Below are 18,382 nucleotides of genomic sequence, written 5' to 3' on the forward strand. Positions count from 1 at the left end.
GTGAGGGCGACCTCGTCGGACGTGTCTCCCCAGGTCGGGGTGGCGATCGACTCGAGGACCTGCTCGGCGACGGCGGCGACCCGCTCGTCCGCGCCCGGACTCGGCACGACGACCCGTACGGGAAGGCCGTCGACGCGCAGCCGCAGCACCTGGCGGCATTCGCGGAAGGCGACCTGCCAGGACGCCACGACGATCGTGGTCGTGCCGGACGGGAGCCGGACCTCGATCTCGTGTTCGGCGGGTTCCATGTAGGTGACGGTGTCGTCGTCGAACACACAGTCGCCGTCGACGTACAGCAGGGACGGGCCGGTGCAGGCGAGCCGCAGGACACGGCGTTCGGCCTGGTCGACCTCCAGGACGCAGGCGGCGAGGGCGAGGCGGTACTCGGGGGTGAAGCAGAACCGGCTCCAGTCGACGAGGCCGTCGGCGCCGGTGTGGACGCGCCGCCAGCGGTCCTCGTGGATGACGCCGGTCGGCCCGGCGTACACGACGGGGCCGCCCTCGACGACCTCGGGCAGGTCCCGGTCGCGCCGCAGGGGCCGCCGCTCGTACAGGCGGCGTTTCAGCGGCGCGACGTCGGGTCCGTTGGTGAGCACCCACCGGCCGTCCGGCCCCCAGGGGGATCCGTCGGCGGCGAGCACCTCGTGCAGGTCGTCGGCGGGCTCGCTCCACGCGCCGGCGATGAGCCAGTCCCGGACGGTACCGCGGTCGTCAAGCGGGTGAACGGTGCGATCCATGGGTCCTCACTTGAGTCCGGTCGCGGCGATGCCCTGCATGATCCTCCGCTGCATGATCAGGAAGATGATGACCACAGGGAGCATGCTGACGACCGACATCGCCAGGATGTAGTTGAAGGGCACGACCTGTTCGTTCGCGAACTGGGCGAGTGCGACGGGCAGGGTGTAGTGGTCCTGCGACTGGCTGATGATGAGCGGCCAGAGGAAGTCGTTCCACCGCCACAGCACCGAGAAGATCGTGAGCACCGCGAGCGGCGCCTTGCACAGCGGCACGATGATGCGCAGGAAGATGCGGAACTCGCTCGCGCCGTCGATTCGCCCCTGTTCGATCAGCTCGTCCGGGATGGTCAGCATGTACTGCCGGAGCAGGAACACGCCGGTCGGCGTGGCCGCGGGCGGGATGATCAGGCCCCACAGCGAGTTGACCATGCCGAACTGCGAGACCACCTGGTACAGCGGGATGAAGATGATCTGCAGCGGGATCATGATCGTGCCGAGCGTGACCAGGAACAGCACGTTGCGCCCGCGGAAGTTGTACTTCGCCAGCGCGTACGCCGCCATGGAGTTGATCGCCAGGGTGAGCGCGGTCGCCGCGAACGTCACGATCACACTGTTGCGCAGGTAGACCGCGAAGTCGAAGGACGACAGCGCCTGCGTGTAGTTGTCCAGGCCGAACGAGTGCGGCAGCAGTGTTGGCGGCCGCCGGGCGAGTTCGGACTGGGTCTTGAACGACGAGAGCAGCATCCACGCGAGGGGGATGAGGATCACGAGGGACAGCGCCGTGAGGACGGCGTACGTCAGCACCCGGCCCGGCGTGGGCGCGCGGCGGCCGGAGGTGCCGGTCCACGTACGGGCGGGCCGCGCGGAGGCTTCGGCCGTGGTCATATCGTCTCCCTCCGCCGGCCGAACCAGAAGTTCAACAAGGTCACGGCGAAGATCGTGCAGAAGAGCGTGACCGAGCCGGCGGCGGCCAGCCCGTAGCGGATCGGCGAGCGGAAGGCGTGCTCGTAGATGTACTGGACGATCAGCGTGGTGGCGCCGACGGGCCCGCCGCCGGTGAGCGAATAGATGAAGTCGAACGCCTGGAATCCCTCGATCATCGACAGGATCACCACGACCATCGTGGTCGGGCCCAGGAGCGGCAGCGTGATGTGCCGCAGCCGCACCCACGCGTCGGCCCCGTCGATCTGGGCGGCCTCGTAGAAGGTGGGCTCGATGCCCTGCAGGCCGGACAGGATGATCAGGGTGTAGAAGCCGACGTGCAGCCAGATCGCCACGGCGATGACGCAGATCATCGACAGGGTGCCGTTCGTGAGCCAGCCCGGCTGCGGCAGGCCGACCGCGCCGAGCACGGTGTTGAGCAGGCCGACCCGCCGGTCGAGGATCCAGCCGAAGATCAGGCCGACCACGACGGGCGACAGCAGCTTCGGCAGGAACACCGTGGCGCGGAACACCCCGCGGAACCGGATCCGCTGGTTCAGCAGGAGCGCGATGCCGATCGCCAGCACCAGCGAGAGGACGACGTACGCGACGACGAACACCGCGGCGTGCCACGCCGCCGCCCAGAACTCCTGGTCGCCGTACAGCCGCTGGTAGTTGCGCGTGCCGACCGGCGTGAAGATCCGGCCGTTGCGGCTGTCGAACCGGCTGATGTTGAACGCGTTGATCGCCGGATAGATGATGAAGATCCCGAAGATCAGCATGTTCGGGAGCACGAACAGGTACGGCGCCAGGCGCGGGCCGTGCGCCCGGGACCGGCCGGCCCGGCCGCCACCCTTGGCGGGGCGGCGGCCGGCGACGATGCTCATCAGCCGGCGTCCTGCAGGCTCTGCTGGGCGGCCTTGCGGAGCGCGGTCACCGCGGCGTCCGCGGTCTCCTGACCGGCGATGACCTTGGACAGTTCCTTGACCGCGGCGTCCGCGGTCTCCTGGAACGCCGGGCTGTAGTTGTTCGCGAAGGCGGCCTGCGGTGTCTTCTTCAGATCGGCGAGGAAGACGTTCATGTCGTCCTGGCGCGACGGGTACTGCACGCCGCTCGCGATGAGGTCCTTGCGGGTGGGCAGGAACAGCGCCTTCTGGCACAGCTCGGTCTGCGACTCCTTGCTGTTCATGAACGCGATGAACTGCGCCGCGAGCTTCGGGTTCTTGCTCTCCTTGAACCCGACCATGAACTTGCCGCCGGGGAAGCCGCCGCACCGGGCCTGGCAGGGATTGGGGATCGTCGCCCAGGTGAACTTCGCGGCCGTCGCGAACTGGCTGACCTGCCAGTTCCCGCTGACGTACACCGGCGCGGACTGGGCGAGGAAGATGTCGTTGGCGCCCTTGTACTTCGAACCGGACCCCAGCCAGAAGTCCTTCGGCATGGCGTCCTGCTTGTTCAGGTCGGTGAACAGTTTGACGGCCGCGGTGGTCTTGGCCGGGTCCAGGTCCACCGACTTGCCGTCGGCCGTGTAGTAGCCGGTGCCGAACTGGCTCAGCATCGTCGCGAACCGGTGCCCGGACTTGTCGAACGCGATGGCGTACTCCGTCTTGTTCGCCTTCTGCACCTTCTCGGCGTTGGCCACGAGCTGGTTCCAGGTCCACGGCTTGTCGGCGGTGGGCGGCGCCACTCCGGCCTTGCGGAACTGGTCCACGTTGATGAACGGCCCGTTGACGGTCAGGTCGCTCGGCACGGCCTGCAGCTCGCCGTTCTTACCGCTGATGTAGGACTGGGCGGCGTCGAGGTACTGCCCGCCGATGTCCTGGCCCTCCTTCTTGAGGTTGAGCAGGTCGTCACGGTACGGGGTGAGGTTCTGCACGCGGGCGACGTCGGGCGGGTTGCTGCCGGACAGCCGCGCCTGCAGCTGCTGTTCCAGATCGGCGTAGGGGACGATCTGCAGGTCGACCTTTGCCCCGGTCTGCTTCTCGAACTTCGCGATCAGGTCGCGGGTCACCTGCTCGTCGGGTCCGTCGGTGAAGTAGACGTAGGTGAGCTTCTTCCCGCCGGACGACGACCCGCCGCCGCCCTGTCCGGTGCCCGGGGAGCACGCGGCCGTGCCGACCGCGAGTGCCAGGCCGATCGACGCGACCAGCGTGCGCTTCCATCGCATGGTTACCTCCTGGGGGAGCCGACGCCGGCCGCCGGGCCGGCGTATCCGAGCCGACGCGAGATCGCGAACGCGTGCTCGACGATCAGCGACACGGCGATGTCCTGCTTGGCGCGCATCCGTTCCTCCGGCCCGGCCACACTGATCGCGCAGATCGGCCGGCCGCGGTGGTCCCGCACCGCCGCGCCGAAACAGACCACGCCGGGTTCGTTCTCGACGTCGTCGATGGCGTAGCCGCGCACCCTGACCTCGTCGAGCTCACGGCGGAGCCGTGTCGGGTCGCTGATGGTGTTCGGCGTGATGGCGGGCAGTTCCATGCGGTCGACCAGGGCGTCCGCCTCGTCGATCGGCAGCGCGGCGAGGTACGCCTTGCCGAGCGACGTGCAGTGCAGCCGGCGACGGGAGCCGAGCAGGGGCCGCATGGTGATCGAATGCCCCCGGGCCTCCTCATGAGCGAGGTAGACCATCTCGTGGCCGTCGGGGATCGCGAGCAGCGCGGACTCCTCCACCGTGGCGGCGAGGTCGCGAAGATGCGCGTACGCGAGGGCGACCGGGTCCAGGGAGTTCAAGGCGGTGAACCCGAGCTGGATGGTGCGGAACCCGAGGGTGATGCGGTCGGACTCGTCCCACTCGACGTACCCGGACTCCCGCAGGGTGCCGAGGATCCGGTACGTCGCGCTGCGGGACAACCCGAGGGCCTCGGCGATATGGCCGGCCCCGATCGGACCCGTCGTGCCGAGCAGATCCAGGATCGCCAGACCCCGCTCGAGCGTGCCGGTGGGCTTTTCGGTGGGCGAGTGTTCCGCTGACTGGTCGTCTGGGACTGCCATGGCTTCCCCTTGTTCCACTGAATGGGACGCCTTCCTGCTCATCAGGACAGGTGGCCATGACGGTAAAGACGCCGTCGCGATGGGTCAATAGTTCGTCCCAAAATTCGGACACGCGTGGACACGGCGCAGGGAACCGGTCGATCACCCCGGGGAGGGCACGATCTCCCTAGTGATCAAGGTGGTGGAGCGACCGGCGAACGGTCCTTCAGGTGCTCGTAGCGGCCGCGGTGGCGAGGACTCCGCCGGTGATGAAGGCGACGAGGCGCTCGCGATCGGGGGAACCGTCTTCCTCGGGGCGGGAGGTCTGCCGCTGCGGCCATTCCACGATCGCGAACGCCCCGGACTGATGGAGACTGAGCAGCCCCAGCATGCTCGTGTAGGCGAATCGGACGCCTTCCTCATCCAGGCCGGGCAGGGCCCGGCCCAGCGCGGTGAGGTAACGGCCCTCCACGGCGTCGACCTGGTCGGCGAAGATCTGCCGGACCTTCGGATCGGGTTCGCCGATCATGCGGCCGATGAAGCGCGCGACGTCGGGCCCGCTCGGGCCGTGTTCCGCCACGAGGCCGGTGCCCGGTTCGACGAACGCGCGCACCAGTGCCGCCACGGAGGGGGGCTGGGCCTCGGACTCGAGCCCGTCCAGCCGGCGACGGCGTTCGTCGTTGACCGCCTGCATCGTCTGGTCGATGACGGCGCGCAGCAGGCCATCCTTGGACCCGAAGTGGTAGTTGACCGCGGCGATGTTGGTCCGGGCCGCTTCGGTCAGCGTCCGCAGCGACGTCGCCTCGATGCCCCGCTCGCCGAACAGCCGCACAGCCGAGTCGATCAACCGCTCCCGGGTGGTCCTCGTCTCTCGCGGAGCGGGCTGGTCGTCGTGCGCGGTCATCACATCCCCCGGGCGGGTCGCAGTGGCAGCGCCAGGGTATAGCATCCGTTTCAAATGATCGTTTGAAACGACTGTTTGAATCGGGAGTGACGGATGAGTGCGAACACGGCGATCATCATCGGCGCGGGGATCGGCGGCCTGACGGCCGCTCACGCCCTGCGTCGCATCGGCTGGCACGTGACGGTCCGCGAACAGGCTCCCGCCATCGCGGCGGTAGGAGCCGGCGTCGGCATCGCTCCCAACGCAGTCAAGGCTCTGGACCACCTCGGCCTCGGGCCGGCCCTGCGTGATCGCGGCCGGCGCCAGACCGGCCTGGAGATCCGGCTGCGCTCAGGGAGCCGCGTCGGGCACATCCCCGCCGAGGAGATCGAGCGCCGCTACGGCGCCCCGTTCTACGCCCTGCACCGGGCTGAGCTGCACCGACTCCTCATGGCGGGGCTGGACGCGGACGTGCTGCGAACGGACCACCGCGCCGAGAAGGTCGCCCCAGGGTCCGGCGCGGCCACGGTCACCCTGCGCACCGCGGACGGCACCGTGTCGGAGACGGCCGACCTGGTCGTGGTCGCCGACGGCGTCGGCAGCCGGATGCGCGCGGCACTGCTCCCCGACTATCCCGGCCCGACGTATGCCGGATACACCGTCTGGCGCGGCATCGTTCCCGCGGAGCGGGCCGAGCCCATGGGCGTGCCCGGCCGTGCTGTCCGAGACCTGGGGGCGTGGCGCACGCTTCGGCTCCGCGACGATCAACGACGGCCAGATCTACTGGTTCGCCTGCGAAAGCGTCCCGGAGCACGCCACTCCCGAGCACGACCTCGGCCTGCTGGCCGACCGGTTCCGGGGATGGCACGACCCCATTCCCGGGCTCTTCTCGGCGACCCCCGAGGACACCCTGCTGCGGCACGATGTGTACTACCTGCGGGCCAGGCTGCCCGGATTCGTCCACGGTCGAGTGGTATTGCTCGGCGACGCCGCCCACGCCGTGACTCCGGACATCGGCCAGGGCGCCTGCCTGGCCATCGAGGACGCCGTGACCCTCGCCGCCGCGATCGAGGAGCGTGGCGTCGACGCCGGGCTGCGCGCCTATGACGAACTCAGGCGCCCCCGCACCGAACGGATGGCGCGCACGTCCGGCAGGCTCGGCCGGATCATGCAGACGCGCAACCCGGCGGCGGCCCTGCTGCGCGACACCGTCGCCTCGGCGCTGCCCACGTCGCTGCTGGTGAGCTCGGCGGGAGCCGCCCTGTCCTGGACTCCACCCCTCGGCGTCGGCGCCTGAAGCGCGACGGCGGTGTCGGTCGGCAGGCTACGAACTCAGTAGTACTATCACGGTCATACTATCTCAATAGTAGCTGTTCCTGCTGTTCATAGCAGTCTGATACGCCGCATCGAAGTGATCGCCATTCTGTTGCACCGGCGAGGCGGTGGCCCGGCTCCGACACCCCCTGGAGATGCCGCGCATGAAGATCACGTTTCTGCTCGAGTCCGCCTACGGCATGGGCGGTACGATCCGCGCCACCCTCACCCTCGCCAACCACCTCGCGATGCGTCACGACGTCGAGATCATCACCTTGCATCGGCGGCGGGATGATCCGTTCTTTCCGATCGACGACCGCATCAGCGTCCGCACACTGATCGACCATCGCAAAGGAGCGCGTCCCGGCCGGTTCGCGGCGAGACTGAGCCGGCACAACAGCCGGCTGGTGCCCCACAGCGAGAGGATCTGGTCAGAGGTCACGTTGCGCGGCGACTACGAGATGTGGCGGGCGCTGCGCGGGCTGGACACCGATGTGCTGATCACCACTCGCCCGGCGTTCAACCTGCTGGCCGCCCGCTTCGCCCCGCGCGGCGTCGTCGTGGTCGGCCAGGAGCACCTTCATCTGGACGCGCACCGCCCGGGCCTGCGGGAGCGGATGAGCCGCTGGTACCCACGCCTGGACGCCCTGGTGACCCTCACCGAGGCCGACCGGAGCGCCTACGCCGGCTTCCTCGCCGACGCACCCACACGTCTGCAGGCCATCTCCAACGCGCTGCCCGCGGGCGCCAAACCGACCTCCGGCCTGAACGCCCCCGTGATCGCCGCGGCCGGCCGCATGGCCAAGGTCAAGCACTACGAACGGCTCATCACCGCCTTCGCCAAGGTCAGCACCACTCATCCCGACTGGACGCTGCGCCTGTACGGGAGCGGACCCGAGCAGGACAAGCTGCGCGCCGTCGCCGCACAGCACAACCTGGGCGACAACGTCGCGTTCATGGGCCGTACCAGCGACATCTACACCGCCTTCGCGGAGGCGTCCGTTCTCGCGCTGTCCTCATCCTTCGAAGGCTTCGGCATGACCATCATCGAGGCCTTCGCCTGCGGCGTCCCGGCCGTCAGCTTCGACTGCCCACACGGCCCCCGCGAGATCATCACCCACGGCCGCACCGGACTCCTCGTACCACCCGCCGACACCGACGCGCTGGCCGACGCCCTCGGCGAACTCATCGACGACCCCGCCAAACGCCGTGCCATGGGCGCGGCCGCCCACCAGGCCGCCGCCCGCTACGACGTCACCACCATCGCCTGGCAATGGGAGAACCTGCTCACCGAACTCCTCGCCAACCGCGGTCCGCGGACGGCGCGGTGAGTGCGTGACCGGTCTCGCGTAGCTGCCAGCGTCCGCCGTGGCGTGTCAGCCAGGTCTGCGACAGGGGGCTCACGTCGAGGCGCCAGAAGCATTCGGGCGGGGCGCCCAGCGTGTGGAGGACGGCGGCACGGATGATCGCGGGGTGGGTGACGGCCACGACCCTGGCGGCGTCGGTGGGGAGTTCGGTCAGCCACTGCGCGACGCGGGCGAGCAGTCCGGACAGCGACTCGCCGTCGTGCGGGGCCGCGTGGGGGTCGGTCAGCCATGCGTACAGGTCAGCGGGGTGGTCCGCCTCCACTTCGGTGAGGGTTCTGCCTCGCCAGGTGCCCGCGTCGAGGTCGGCCAGGGCGGGCGCGGTCGCCGCGTCGAGGCCGAGCGCGGCGGCGGTCTGACGGCAGCGTTCCTCGGGCCCGCGGTAGGCCGCCGTGACGCGGCGCAGCGCCCCCGCGGCGGCCGTGGCCGCTTCGGCGCCGTGCGTGTCGAGGGGTTCGTCATCGGGGAAGCGGGCCTCGCGGGTGGCGCGGGTGGCCGCGTGCGCGATGAGCGCGAGCCGTACGGTCATGGGGTAGGTGACCTCCTGCGACGTTGACGGTGCCGACTTTCGGTCGTACGATCCGGACGAACGTGATGGTAAGAGGAAGCCGGTGCAAATCCGGCACGGTCGCGCCACTGTGTTCCGGCCTCGAGCCGGGTAGTCAGACCCTCCGCCATCTAAGCGCTCCACCCGTGACAGGGACGCTGGATCCCTTGAGGAGGCTGTGACATGACGACCTCGACGCTGCCCACCCGCCGTACGACTCCCGTCGTGGTTACCCGTACCCGGGCCGCCCTGTGGCTGTTCGGCACCGTGCTGCTCGGCCTGGCCGTGTACTACTTCATCGGCGTCGACCAGGGCGCGACCTCGGTCTTCGGCAACAACATGGCCATCCACGAGTTCGTCCACGACGCCCGGCACCTCCTCGGGTTCCCCTGCCACTGATCCCGTCCGCGACGCCACACCTTTAGGAGTACGCCGTGGAACGGCGATTCATCCTGCGTGGGCTGCTCGTGGGCGCGATCGGTGGAATCCTGGCGTTCGTCTTCGCGCGGATCTTCGCCGAACCGCAGATCCAGGCCGCCGTCGACTATGAGAGCGGCCGGGACGCCGCGCAGGCGATGCTCGACAAGGCGGCGGGCATCACGCCCGAGGCCGCCCACCCGGACCTCTTCAGCCGCACCATCCAGGCGAACGTCGGCGCCGGCGTCGGCGTCATCCTGTTCGGCGCCGCGATGGGCGCCCTGTACGCGGTCGCCTACATCCTGGCCTGCGGCCGCACCGGGAACCTGCGGCCACGGACGCTGGCGCTGCTGGTCGCCCTCGGCGGGTTCCTGGGGTTCTACCTGATCCCCTTCGCCAAGTACCCGGCCGATCCGCCCGCGGTCGGCCACCACGAGACCATCCGCGACCGAGGTGGCCTGTACCTGCTGATGGTCGGGTTCTCCATCCTGTTCCTGATCCTGGCGGTCTGGCTCGGCCAGAAGCTCAAGCCCCGCTTCGGGAACTGGAACTCGACCCTGCTGGCCGGGCTGGCCTGCGTCGTGGCGCTCGGGGTCGTGATGGCCGTGCTTCCCTCGTTCGGGCACCTGTCGGCGAACGTCCACGAGTACGGCAGGCACGCGACGGAGACACCGCTCCCGCTGAAGAACCAGCAGGGGCAGATCGTCTATCCGGGTTTCCCGGCGGACGTGCTGTTCTCCTTCCGCCTGTACTCGGTGGCCGCGCAGGCGATCATGTGGGCCGCGATCGGCCTGTGCTTCGCGCCGATGGCCGAACGACTGCTCGCCCGTACGGCCGAAGGTCCCCGGACCGCGCAGGCACCGGTCACGGCGTAGGACGCACCTCCCGAAGGCCCTCGGCGGATCACCGCCGAGGGCCGTTTCGGCGCGCGCGGCTCGCAGGCTCCCTTCCGCAACACGCCCAATATCTAGTGGTGGTGCGCTCCTCTACCCCCTACATGTATGGTTCTCGTTGTTGCTGGTTCACCTGTTCCTTCTGGGACAGGTGTCGTAAGAGGGAACCCGGTGGAATTCCGGGACTGCCCCGCAGCGGTGAGCGGGAACGACCGCCGTCAATGGCACTGGGCTCGATCGGGCCTGGGAAGCGACGGCCACTAGGCGTCTGCCCTGGCAGGCGTGCCCGCGAGTCCGAAGACCTGCCAGCGACCCGTGCGCGAGAGCGCGCGGTCGTCCAGGCCTCGCGGGAGGGCCGGCGGCGGAGCCTGCCGTCCGTGCGCGTCCGTTCCGCGAGGGTGAAGCCCACGAGGAGAGCACGTGACACAACAGCTCATCGCGCCCAACCCGGCCACCGCCGCTTCCGAGGTCGAGCGTGTCTGCGCCAGACTGCCGGAGGCCGATCCGGCGCTCATCACCGGAGCCGGTGATCTGGCCGAGGCCGTACGGCGGGCCGCCGCGCTGGTCGTCACCGACCCGGTCTACTCGACGGTGGCGGCCCGGCTGCTCGCCCGGTCGATCGCGGCGGAGACCGGGCCGGTGACGTTCACCGAGTCCGTCGCGGTGGCCCATGGGCAGGGGCTGCTCAACGAGCAGACCGCGGGGTTCGTCGCCGGTAGCGCGGCGGCGCTGGACGCGCTGGTCGACCATGACGCCGACGACCGGTTCACCTACTTCGGGCTGCGCACCGTCTATGACCGGTACCTGCTGCGGCATCCGACGACGCGGCGGGTGCTGGAGCGCCCGCAGCACTTCTTCCTGCGGGTGGCCTGCGGGCTGGCCGAGAGCGTGGCCGAGGCGGCGGAGCTGTACGGCCTGATGTCGCGGCTGGCGTACCTGCCGAGTTCGCCGACGCTGTTCAACTCCGGGGCCGCCCGCCCGCAGCTGTCCTCCTGCTTCCTGCTGGACTCCCCGCGCGACGAGCTGGAGGCCATCTACGAGCGGTACGGCCAGGTGGCCCGGCTGAGCAAGTACGCCGGCGGCATCGGGATCTCCTGGAGCCGGGTGCGGAGCCGGGGCTCGCTGATCCGGGGCACGAACGGGCACTCCAACGGGATCGTGCCGTGGCTGCGGACGCTGGACGCGAGCGTCGCGGCGGTCAACCAGGGCGGCCGGCGCAAGGGCGCCGCGTGCGTCTACCTCGAGCCCTGGCACGCCGACGTGGAGGAGTTCCTCGAGCTCCGGGACAACACCGGCGAGGACGCGCGGCGTACGCACAACCTCAACCTGGCCAACTGGGTGCCGGACGAGTTCATGCGCCGGGTCGAGGCGGACGCGACCTGGTCGCTGTTCGATCCCAAGCAGGTGCCGGAGCTGGTGGACCTGTGGGGCGAGGAGTTCGACCGCGCCTACCGGGCGGCCGAGGCCGAGGGCCGGTTCGTCCGGCAGGTCCCGGCGCGGCAGCTCTACGGGGCGATGATGCGCACCCTCGCCCAGACCGGCAACGGCTGGATGACGTTCAAGGACGCCGCCAACCGCGCCTGCAACCAGACCGCCGAGCCCGGCAACGTCGTGCACCTGTCCAACCTGTGCACCGAGATCCTCGAGGTCACCCACGACGCCGAGACCGCGGTGTGCAACCTCGGCTCGATCAACCTCGCCGCCCACGTGACCGACGACGACCTCGACTGGGCGCGGCTGCGGGCGACCGCGCGTACGGCGGTGCGGTTCCTGGACCGGACGATCGACCGCGGCTTCTACCCGACGCCGGAGGCGGCGACGGCGAACCGGCGGTGGCGGCCGATCGGGCTCGGCGTGATGGGCCTGGCGGACGTGTTCTTCCGGCTGCGGCTGCCCTTCGACTCACCCGAGGCGCTCGCGTTTTCCACGCGCATCGCCGAGGAGATCGCGCTCGCCGCCTACGGGGAGTCCGCGGCGCTGGCCGCGACCTACGGCCCGCACCCCTCCTACGACCGGACGCGCGCCGCCCGCGGCGTCCTGCACCCCGACCACTGGCCGGACGCCGTACCGGTCCACGCCGCCGAGTGGGAGACGCTGCGGGCCCGGATCGGCGAGGTCGGGCTGCGCAACTCGCTGCTGGTCGCGATCGCGCCGACCGCGACCATCGCCTCCATCGCCGGCTGCTACGAGTGCGTCGAGCCGCAGGTGTCCAACGTCTTCAAGCGCGAGACCCTGTCGGGGGAGTTCCTGCAGATCAACACCTACCTGGTGGCGGACCTGAAGGCGCGCGGGCGGTGGACGCCGCGGGTGCGCGACGCGATCAAGCGCGCCGACGGATCGGTGCAGGAGATCGCGGAGCTCCCGGAAGAGCTGCGGCGGCTGTACCGCACCGCGTGGGAACTCCCGCAGAAGGCGCTGATCGACCTGGCCGCGGCTCGTACGCCCTACATCGACCAGTCCCAGTCGCTGAACCTGTTCATGGCGAGCCCGACCATCGGGAAGCTGTCCTCGATGTACGCCTACGCCTGGAGGTCAGGTCTCAAGACCACGTACTACCTGCGGTCACGGCCGGCCACCCGGATCGCGCAGACGACCGTCGCCCCCGTCCAGGAGACGCTCATGTGCTCCCTGGAGAACCCCGAGACCTGCGAGGCGTGCCAATGAGCGAGCGCAGCGAGCGAATCATGAGCACAGTGCGCCTGGCCGCTCCCCCGACGAAGGAGGGCTCATGAGCCTGCTCGACCCCGGCATGGACCTGACCCTGCGGCCGATGCGCTACCCGGCCTTCTACGACCGGTTCCGCGCCGCGATCCGCAACACCTGGACCGTCGAAGAGGTCGACCTGCATTCCGACCTCGCCGATCTGGCCCGGCTCACACCCGAGGAACTGCACCTGGTCAACCGGCTGGTCGCTTTCTTCGCCACCGGTGACACGATCGTGGCCAACAACCTGGTGCTCAACCTCTACACGCACCTCAACGCGCCCGAGGCGCGTCTGTACCTGTCACGGCAGCTGTTCGAAGAGGCCGTGCACGTGCAGTTCTACCTGACCCTGCTCGACACCTACCTGCCCGACCACGACGAACGCGTCAAGGCGTTCGCCGCGGTGGAGAACATCCCCTCGATCCGCGACAAGGCGGAGTTCTGCTTCCGCTGGATCGACTCCCTCGGCGCGATGGACCGGCTGCGGACCCGGGAGGACCGGCGGGCGTTCCTGCTCAACCTGATCTGCTTCGCCGCCTGCATCGAGGGCCTGTTCTTCTACGGCGCCTTCGCCTACGTCTACTGGCTGCGCTCGCGGGGCCTGCTCAACGGCCTCGCCTCGGGCACGAACTGGGTCTTCCGCGACGAGTCGATGCACATGGAGTTCGCCTTCAGCGTCGTCGACACCGTACGCGCCGAAGAACCCGACCTGTTCGACGAGGAGCTGACCGGGCAGGTCTGGGCGATGCTGGAGGAGGCCGTCGCCGCCGAACTCGCCTTCGCCCACGACCTGTGCGGCGACGGCCTGCCCGGCATGACCGCCACCGACATGCGCGCCTACCTGGAGAACGTCGCCGACCAGCGCCTCGCCCGCCTCGGCCTGCCGGTCAGGTACGGCACCGCCAACCCGTTCCCGTTCATGGAGCTGCAGGACGTCCAGGAGCTGTCCAACTTCTTCGAACGCCGCGTGTCGGCCTACCAGGTCGCCGTCGAAGGGACGGTCAGCCTCGACGAGGTGTTCTGACCTCTTCGGGCTGCCACGCCATGCCGGGTACGACGAGCGGTCCGCCGGTGACCGGGTCCGGGACGACGACGGACGTCAGGCCGAAGACCTCCCGGACCAGGTCCGCGGTGACCACGTCACGCGGCGGGCCCTGGGCGACGATGCGGCCGGCCTTCATGGCGACGATGTGATCGGCGTAGCGGGCGGCCTGGTTGAGGTCGTGGAGGACGGCGACGACGGTGCGCCCGCGCTCATGGTTGAGCTGCCGGATCAGGTCCAGTACTTCCACCTGGTGAGCGATGTCCAGATACGTCGTGGGCTCGTCGAGGAGCAGCAGGTCGGTGTCCTGGGCCAGGGCCATCGCGATCCACGCCCGCTGGCGCTGACCGCCCGACAGCTCGTCCACCGGGCGTTCGGCGAGGTCCGCGGTCGCGGTGCGTTCCAGGGCCTCCGCAGTGGCCCGCTCGTCCTCTTCCGACCACTGCTGCCACCACTTCTGGTGCGGTTGACGGCCGCGTGCCACCAGGTCGGCGACGGTGATCCCGTCCGGGGGTGTGGGCGACTGGGGCAGGACGCCCACGGTCCGCGCGATCTGTTTGCGGGAGACGTGGGCGAGTTCGGCGCCGTCCAGCAGCACCACCCCGCGGCGTGGCTTGAGGAGCCGGCCGAGGGCCCGCAGCAGGGTGGACTTGCCGCATGCGTTGGGGCCGACGATGACGGTGACCCGCCCGTCGGGGATCTCCAGGTCCAGGCCGTCGACGACGATCCGGTCCTCGTACGCGAGGGTCAGGTCCTGCGCCGTGAGGCGGCTGGTACCGATACGGCTCATGCGCCCTCCTTCGTCGGAGGAGTGACCAGAGGCACTGCGCTTTCGATTCGCTCGCTTCGCTCACTCATGGGGTGGTGCCTCCGGAACGGCTGCGGGTGCGGACGATGAGCCACATCAGGTACGGGGCGCCCACCACGGCGGTGAGGACGCCGACCGGCAGCTCGATCGGGGCGAACAAACGGCGGGCCAGCAGGTCCGCCACGACGACGACCAGGGCGCCGGCCAGCGCGGAGGACAGCAGGGGGATCTGGACCGTACGGGTGAGGCGGCGGGCGATCTGCGGTGCCAGCAGGGCGACGAAGTCGATCGGCCCGGCCGCGCCGGTCGCCATCGACGCCAGGACGACCCCGAGCACGGCCAGGCCGAGCCGAATCCGGTCCAGCGGTACCCCCAGGGCCGTGGCCGTGTCGTCGTCGAAGAGCGCGCTGCGCTGGGCGCGGGCCGCCCACAGAGCCGCCGGGACCGCCGCCGGCAGGACGAGGGCGAGCGGCGCCGCGTGGTCGTACCCGCGCCCGTTGAGGGAGCCGGTCAGCCAGACCTTGGCCTGCTGCGCGACGAGGTAGTCGCCCTTGGTGAGGAACAACTGCGTGAGAGAGCCCAGGGCGACCGAGATGCCGATGCCGACCAGCACGAAGCGCGAGGCGTTCAGCCCGCGCCGCCACGCGAACACGTACACCAGCAGCGTCGCCGCGAGGCCACCGCCGACGGAGACGTACGGCAGGGCGTCGTACGAGGCGACGCCGAAGCTCATCGCGGCGACCGTCGCCGCGCCCGCGCCGTGCGTCACGCCGATGACGTCGGGGCTGGCCAGCGGATTGCGGGCGACGGTCTGGATCAGGGCGCCCGCCACGCCGAAGGCGGTCCCGGCGAGCAGGCCCACGACGAGGCGCGGCAGGCGCAGGGTGCCGACGACGAGTTCGTCGGGACTGGGCTGGCCGAGCAGGACCCGGCACACCTGCACCGGTGAGACGAAGGACTCGCCGGCGCACAGGGAGGCGACCACGACCGCGGCCAGCAGCACGGCGAGCGCCACCGCGACCACGAAGGCCCGGCGATGCACCAGGAGGCTGCCGCGTCCGAGCCGCAGCACGGCATGACCGGGCGGCCGTACGACCCTTGGGTGGCTTGAGGCAGGGCTGTGCACGCTCATGTGGCCACCACCGCCTTGCGGCGTACGAGCGCGATGAGGAACGGCACGCCGAGCAGCGCGGTCATGACGGCCACCGGCACCTCCGAGGGAGGGAAGATGATACGGCCGAGCACGTCGGAGACCAGGAGCATCACGGGTCCGAGCAGCGCGGCCAGCGGGAGCACCCAGCGGTGCGCGGTGCCCACGAGGGCCCGCGCGATGTGCGGCACGGCCAGGCCGGTGAAGGCGATGGGGCCGACGGCGGCCACCGCCGCCCCGGTGAGCACGGTCGCGCCGAGCGCGCCGAGCGCGCGCAGCAGGGCGACGTTGTGACCCAGGCCCGTGGCGGCCTCGTCGCCGAGGGCCAGGGCGTCCAGCCCGCGGGACATCGCCGCGACCAGCACCAGACCGGCCAGCAGGAACGGCCACACCTGACCGATGACCTCGCTGCCGCGTCCGCTGATCGAGCCGACCTGCCAGAAGCGGAACTCGTCCAGGGCCCGGGCGTTGGTGGTGACGATCCCGGAGACGACGGAGGCGAGGAAGGCGTTCATCGCGGCGCCGGCCAGGGCGAGCTTGACCGGCGAGGCGCCGCGGTACCCGCCGCTGGCGACGGCGTACACGCCGACCGCGGCCAGCGCGGCGCCGGCGAACGCGAACCAGACATAGCCCACCAGCGTGTGCACGCCGAAGAAGGCGATCGCGCACACCACGCCGACCGACGCGCCCTGGCTGACGCCGAGGACGCCCGGTTCGGCGATCGGGTTGCGGGTCACCCCCTGCATCACGGCGCCGGCCAGCGCGAGCGCGGCGCCGACCAGCATGCCGATGACGGTGCGGGGCACCCGCAGCGACCGCACCACCTGGGCGTTGTCACCGGTCCCGCCGTGCAGCAGGGCCTGGAACACCTCTCCGGGGCCGATCTGCCGGCTGCCCACCGCCAGGCTCAGCAGCACGGCGACGAGCAGCGCCAGCGTGGCCACCAGCAGCCAGGCGGCACGGCGACGGGTCGATGGCGACATGCGCCGCGCTCACCCTCTCTTCCGGGGTCGGGCGGTCACGCCGTCAGGTACTTCTGCAGGTCGGTCAGGACCGCGTCGGCCGCGGTGACGCCCAGCCCCAGGTACCAGGTCTCGTCCGGCACGTCGTAGGCGTGGCCGTCCTTGACCGCCTTCAGGTTCTTCCACAGCGGGTTGCCCTGGGCCTTGCTCTTGTCGGTGGCCTTCGGGTCGCCGTACACGCCGGTGAAGATGTAGTCGGCGTCGGCCTTGTCGATGTTCTCGGCGCTGACCTCGGCCGCCAGTTGGTCGACGTCCTGGTTCTTCGGGCGCGGGATGCCGACGTCCTTGAGGATCGTGCCGATAAAGGAGGCGTTCGCGTACAGCCGGACAACACCGTTCGGCATGAACCGCACCATCGACACGGTCGGCTTCTTCGCGCCCAGCTTCGCCCCGAGGGCCTTGGCCTTCGTGTCGTACTCGGCGAGCTTCGCCTTGGCCTGCGCGGTCCGGTCGAGCGCGGCGGCGTTGAGGAGGTAGTTCTGCTTCCACGTGAAGCCGGGGCGGATGGAGAAGACCGTGGGGGCGATCTTCGACAGCTCGTCGTAGGAGTCCGCGGCGCGGAGCCGGCTGCCCAGGATCAGGTCGGGCTTGAGCGCGGCGATCGCCTCGAGGTTGAGGCTGTTGATCGTTCCAACGTTCTTCGGCGCGCCCGCGTCGTTCTTCAGGTACGACGGCAGCTCCGGCGACCCCTCGGTGGGGGCCAGTCCGACCGGCTTGATCCCCAGCGAGACGACGTTGTCGAGCTCGCCGACGTCCAGCACGACCACCCGCTTGGGCTGCGCCTTGATGACCGTACGGCCCATCGCATGCGTGATCGTCCGCGGCCACTGGCCCGGCTTGGCGTCCGTCCCCATCGCCGCGGTCTTCTCCGCGGCGCTCGCGAAGTCCTTCCCGCCCTTCGCGACCGACTGCTTCTCCTGCTTCGCGGAGCCGCCTTCCTTTCCGTTCCCGGTGGATCCACCGCCGCACGCCCCGAGGGACAGGACGGCGGTGATGGCGAGAGCGACGGCGGCCGTGCCGCGACGCCGAAGAGACACCCGAGGCTCCTTTGGCAGTGGTTCAGCTTTGTGGTTAGGCGAGCCTAACCTTATGTTGAACCCTGTGTGCAGCCCGCAAGGAGGTCGGTCTCAGCGGCGAAAGGGCCCCGCACCTGCTGGTGCGGGACCCCTGGCTCAACTCGGCGGGTGCTGCCCTCGGCCGGCTGCCGGCCGGTGGATCAGCAGTCGCAATCGCAGTCGTCGAAGAAGAAGCTGCGATGGAAGCCGAAGAAGCCGCAATTGCTGAAGAATCCGCCGAAGCATCCGAAGGCCGGAGCGATGGCGGCCCGATGCGGCACGGCGGATACGGTTTGTGCGCTCGCCGGTAGGGCGGTTCCGGCGGTGAAGACGGCGGTCCCCGCGAATGCCAGGCTGGATATGGCGATCGACATCTTCTTGGAAAGCTTCATCAAACCTGCCTCTCCTGAGTCGTTCCCGGCGCGGAGTCGCGCCGATACGGCGGGCGATCGGCCCAGCTCACGAGCCTTTCGCTCGTACCATGTCACCTTGCTCGACTCGAGGAATCAATACCGACAAACAGGTATATAACAATGCTTGACCGTAATTCTGG

At 69.9% G+C, this 18,382-nt stretch carries 17 protein-coding genes, 1 pseudogene and 1 riboswitch; of the genes and pseudogenes, 7 read left to right on the plus strand and 11 right to left on the minus strand.

The genetic code is table 11. The annotated features are described in order from the left end of the window. Window positions 1-743: 743 nt before the first annotated feature. From ACYVF7_RS10365 to ACYVF7_RS10385, 5 genes are all read right to left on the minus strand, one after another. Entirely contained in the window at window positions 744-1,622 is an 879-nt protein-coding gene (locus ACYVF7_RS10365) for a carbohydrate ABC transporter permease (RefSeq protein ID WP_460338280.1), read from the minus strand. Then, window positions 1,619-2,545, minus strand: coding sequence for a carbohydrate ABC transporter permease (locus tag ACYVF7_RS10370; RefSeq protein WP_460338282.1), 927 nt, complete (start codon window positions 2,543-2,545; stop codon window positions 1,619-1,621). The genes ACYVF7_RS10365 and ACYVF7_RS10370 overlap by 4 nt, the downstream gene beginning before the upstream one ends. After that, window positions 2,545-3,825 carry an ABC transporter substrate-binding protein gene (locus tag ACYVF7_RS10375; protein WP_460338284.1) on the minus strand — a complete coding sequence of 427 codons (1,281 nt, stop codon included), beginning with the start codon at window positions 3,823-3,825 and terminating at the stop codon, window positions 2,545-2,547. Before ACYVF7_RS10375 ends, ACYVF7_RS10370 begins: the two co-directional genes overlap by 1 nt. 2 nt (window positions 3,826-3,827) lie before the next feature. Continuing rightward, the gene (locus ACYVF7_RS10380; protein ID WP_460338286.1) at window positions 3,828-4,652 is read right to left on the minus strand and encodes an IclR family transcriptional regulator; all 825 of its coding nucleotides are present in this window, start codon (window positions 4,650-4,652) and stop codon (window positions 3,828-3,830) included. 205 nt (window positions 4,653-4,857) lie between these two features. Continuing rightward, the gene (locus tag ACYVF7_RS10385; protein ID WP_460338288.1) at window positions 4,858-5,535 is read right to left on the minus strand and encodes a TetR/AcrR family transcriptional regulator; all 678 of its coding nucleotides are present in this window, start codon (window positions 5,533-5,535) and stop codon (window positions 4,858-4,860) included. Between the two features lie 93 nt (window positions 5,536-5,628). Here ACYVF7_RS10385 and ACYVF7_RS10390 point away from each other — a divergent pair. From ACYVF7_RS10390 to ACYVF7_RS10400, 3 genes and pseudogenes are all read left to right on the plus strand, one after another. Continuing rightward, window positions 5,629-6,099 (plus strand): annotated as a pseudogene (locus ACYVF7_RS10390) (FAD-dependent monooxygenase); the annotation flags it as partial. 130 nt (window positions 6,100-6,229) lie between these two features. Further along, a complete protein-coding gene (locus ACYVF7_RS10395; RefSeq protein ID WP_460338290.1) occupies window positions 6,230-6,811 on the plus strand; it encodes an FAD-dependent monooxygenase in 582 nt (193 codons plus the stop codon). Between the two features lie 181 nt (window positions 6,812-6,992). Continuing rightward, entirely contained in the window at window positions 6,993-8,159 is a 1,167-nt protein-coding gene (locus ACYVF7_RS10400) for a glycosyltransferase family 4 protein (RefSeq protein ID WP_460338292.1), read from the plus strand. On the opposite strand, the gene ACYVF7_RS10405 is transcribed toward ACYVF7_RS10400, so the two are convergent. After that, the gene (locus ACYVF7_RS10405) at window positions 8,116-8,721 is read right to left on the minus strand and encodes a histidine phosphatase family protein (RefSeq protein WP_460338294.1); all 606 of its coding nucleotides are present in this window, start codon (window positions 8,719-8,721) and stop codon (window positions 8,116-8,118) included. The two genes, ACYVF7_RS10400 and ACYVF7_RS10405, sit on opposite strands and share 44 nt — an antisense overlap. A gap of 201 nt (window positions 8,722-8,922) precedes the next feature. Between ACYVF7_RS10405 and ACYVF7_RS10410 the strand changes: the two genes are divergently transcribed. From ACYVF7_RS10410 to ACYVF7_RS10425, 4 genes are all read left to right on the plus strand, one after another. Further along, window positions 8,923-9,138: a CbtB domain-containing protein gene (locus ACYVF7_RS10410; RefSeq protein ID WP_460338296.1), complete on the plus strand. Its 216-nt coding sequence runs from the start codon at window positions 8,923-8,925 to the stop codon at window positions 9,136-9,138. A 35-nt stretch (window positions 9,139-9,173) separates the two neighbouring features. Further along, window positions 9,174-10,031 carry a CbtA family protein gene (locus ACYVF7_RS10415; protein WP_460338298.1) on the plus strand — a complete coding sequence of 286 codons (858 nt, stop codon included), beginning with the start codon at window positions 9,174-9,176 and terminating at the stop codon, window positions 10,029-10,031. Between the two features lie 126 nt (window positions 10,032-10,157). Beyond that, window positions 10,158-10,373: riboswitch (cobalamin riboswitch) on the plus strand. 96 nt (window positions 10,374-10,469) lie between these two features. Continuing rightward, window positions 10,470-12,713, plus strand: coding sequence for a ribonucleoside-diphosphate reductase subunit alpha (locus ACYVF7_RS10420; protein ID WP_460338300.1), 2,244 nt, complete (start codon window positions 10,470-10,472; stop codon window positions 12,711-12,713). A 64-nt stretch (window positions 12,714-12,777) separates the two neighbouring features. After that, complete coding sequence (locus ACYVF7_RS10425) at window positions 12,778-13,776, plus strand: ribonucleotide-diphosphate reductase subunit beta (RefSeq protein WP_460338302.1); 999 nt, start codon at window positions 12,778-12,780, stop codon at window positions 13,774-13,776. On the opposite strand, the gene ACYVF7_RS10430 is transcribed toward ACYVF7_RS10425, so the two are convergent. The 5 genes from ACYVF7_RS10430 to ACYVF7_RS10450 all read right to left on the minus strand — a co-directional run bounded on the left by ACYVF7_RS10430 (window position 13,754) and on the right by ACYVF7_RS10450 (window position 18,221). Further along, complete coding sequence (locus ACYVF7_RS10430) at window positions 13,754-14,584, minus strand: ABC transporter ATP-binding protein (protein ID WP_460338303.1); 831 nt, start codon at window positions 14,582-14,584, stop codon at window positions 13,754-13,756. The two genes, ACYVF7_RS10425 and ACYVF7_RS10430, sit on opposite strands and share 23 nt — an antisense overlap. A 64-nt stretch (window positions 14,585-14,648) precedes the next feature. After that, a complete protein-coding gene (locus ACYVF7_RS10435) occupies window positions 14,649-15,734 on the minus strand; it encodes a FecCD family ABC transporter permease (RefSeq protein ID WP_460338305.1) in 1,086 nt (361 codons plus the stop codon). Beyond that, window positions 15,731-16,735: a FecCD family ABC transporter permease gene (locus ACYVF7_RS10440; protein WP_460338307.1), complete on the minus strand. Its 1,005-nt coding sequence runs from the start codon at window positions 16,733-16,735 to the stop codon at window positions 15,731-15,733. Before ACYVF7_RS10440 ends, ACYVF7_RS10435 begins: the two co-directional genes overlap by 4 nt. Before the next feature lie 35 nt (window positions 16,736-16,770). Beyond that, a complete protein-coding gene (locus ACYVF7_RS10445) occupies window positions 16,771-17,811 on the minus strand; it encodes an ABC transporter substrate-binding protein (RefSeq protein ID WP_460338309.1) in 1,041 nt (346 codons plus the stop codon). 179 nt (window positions 17,812-17,990) lie between these two features. Continuing rightward, window positions 17,991-18,221, minus strand: coding sequence for a hypothetical protein (locus ACYVF7_RS10450; RefSeq protein ID WP_460338311.1), 231 nt, complete (start codon window positions 18,219-18,221; stop codon window positions 17,991-17,993). Window positions 18,222-18,382 lie beyond the last annotated feature (161 nt).

Source organism: Actinoallomurus acanthiterrae (genome assembly GCF_054775715.1).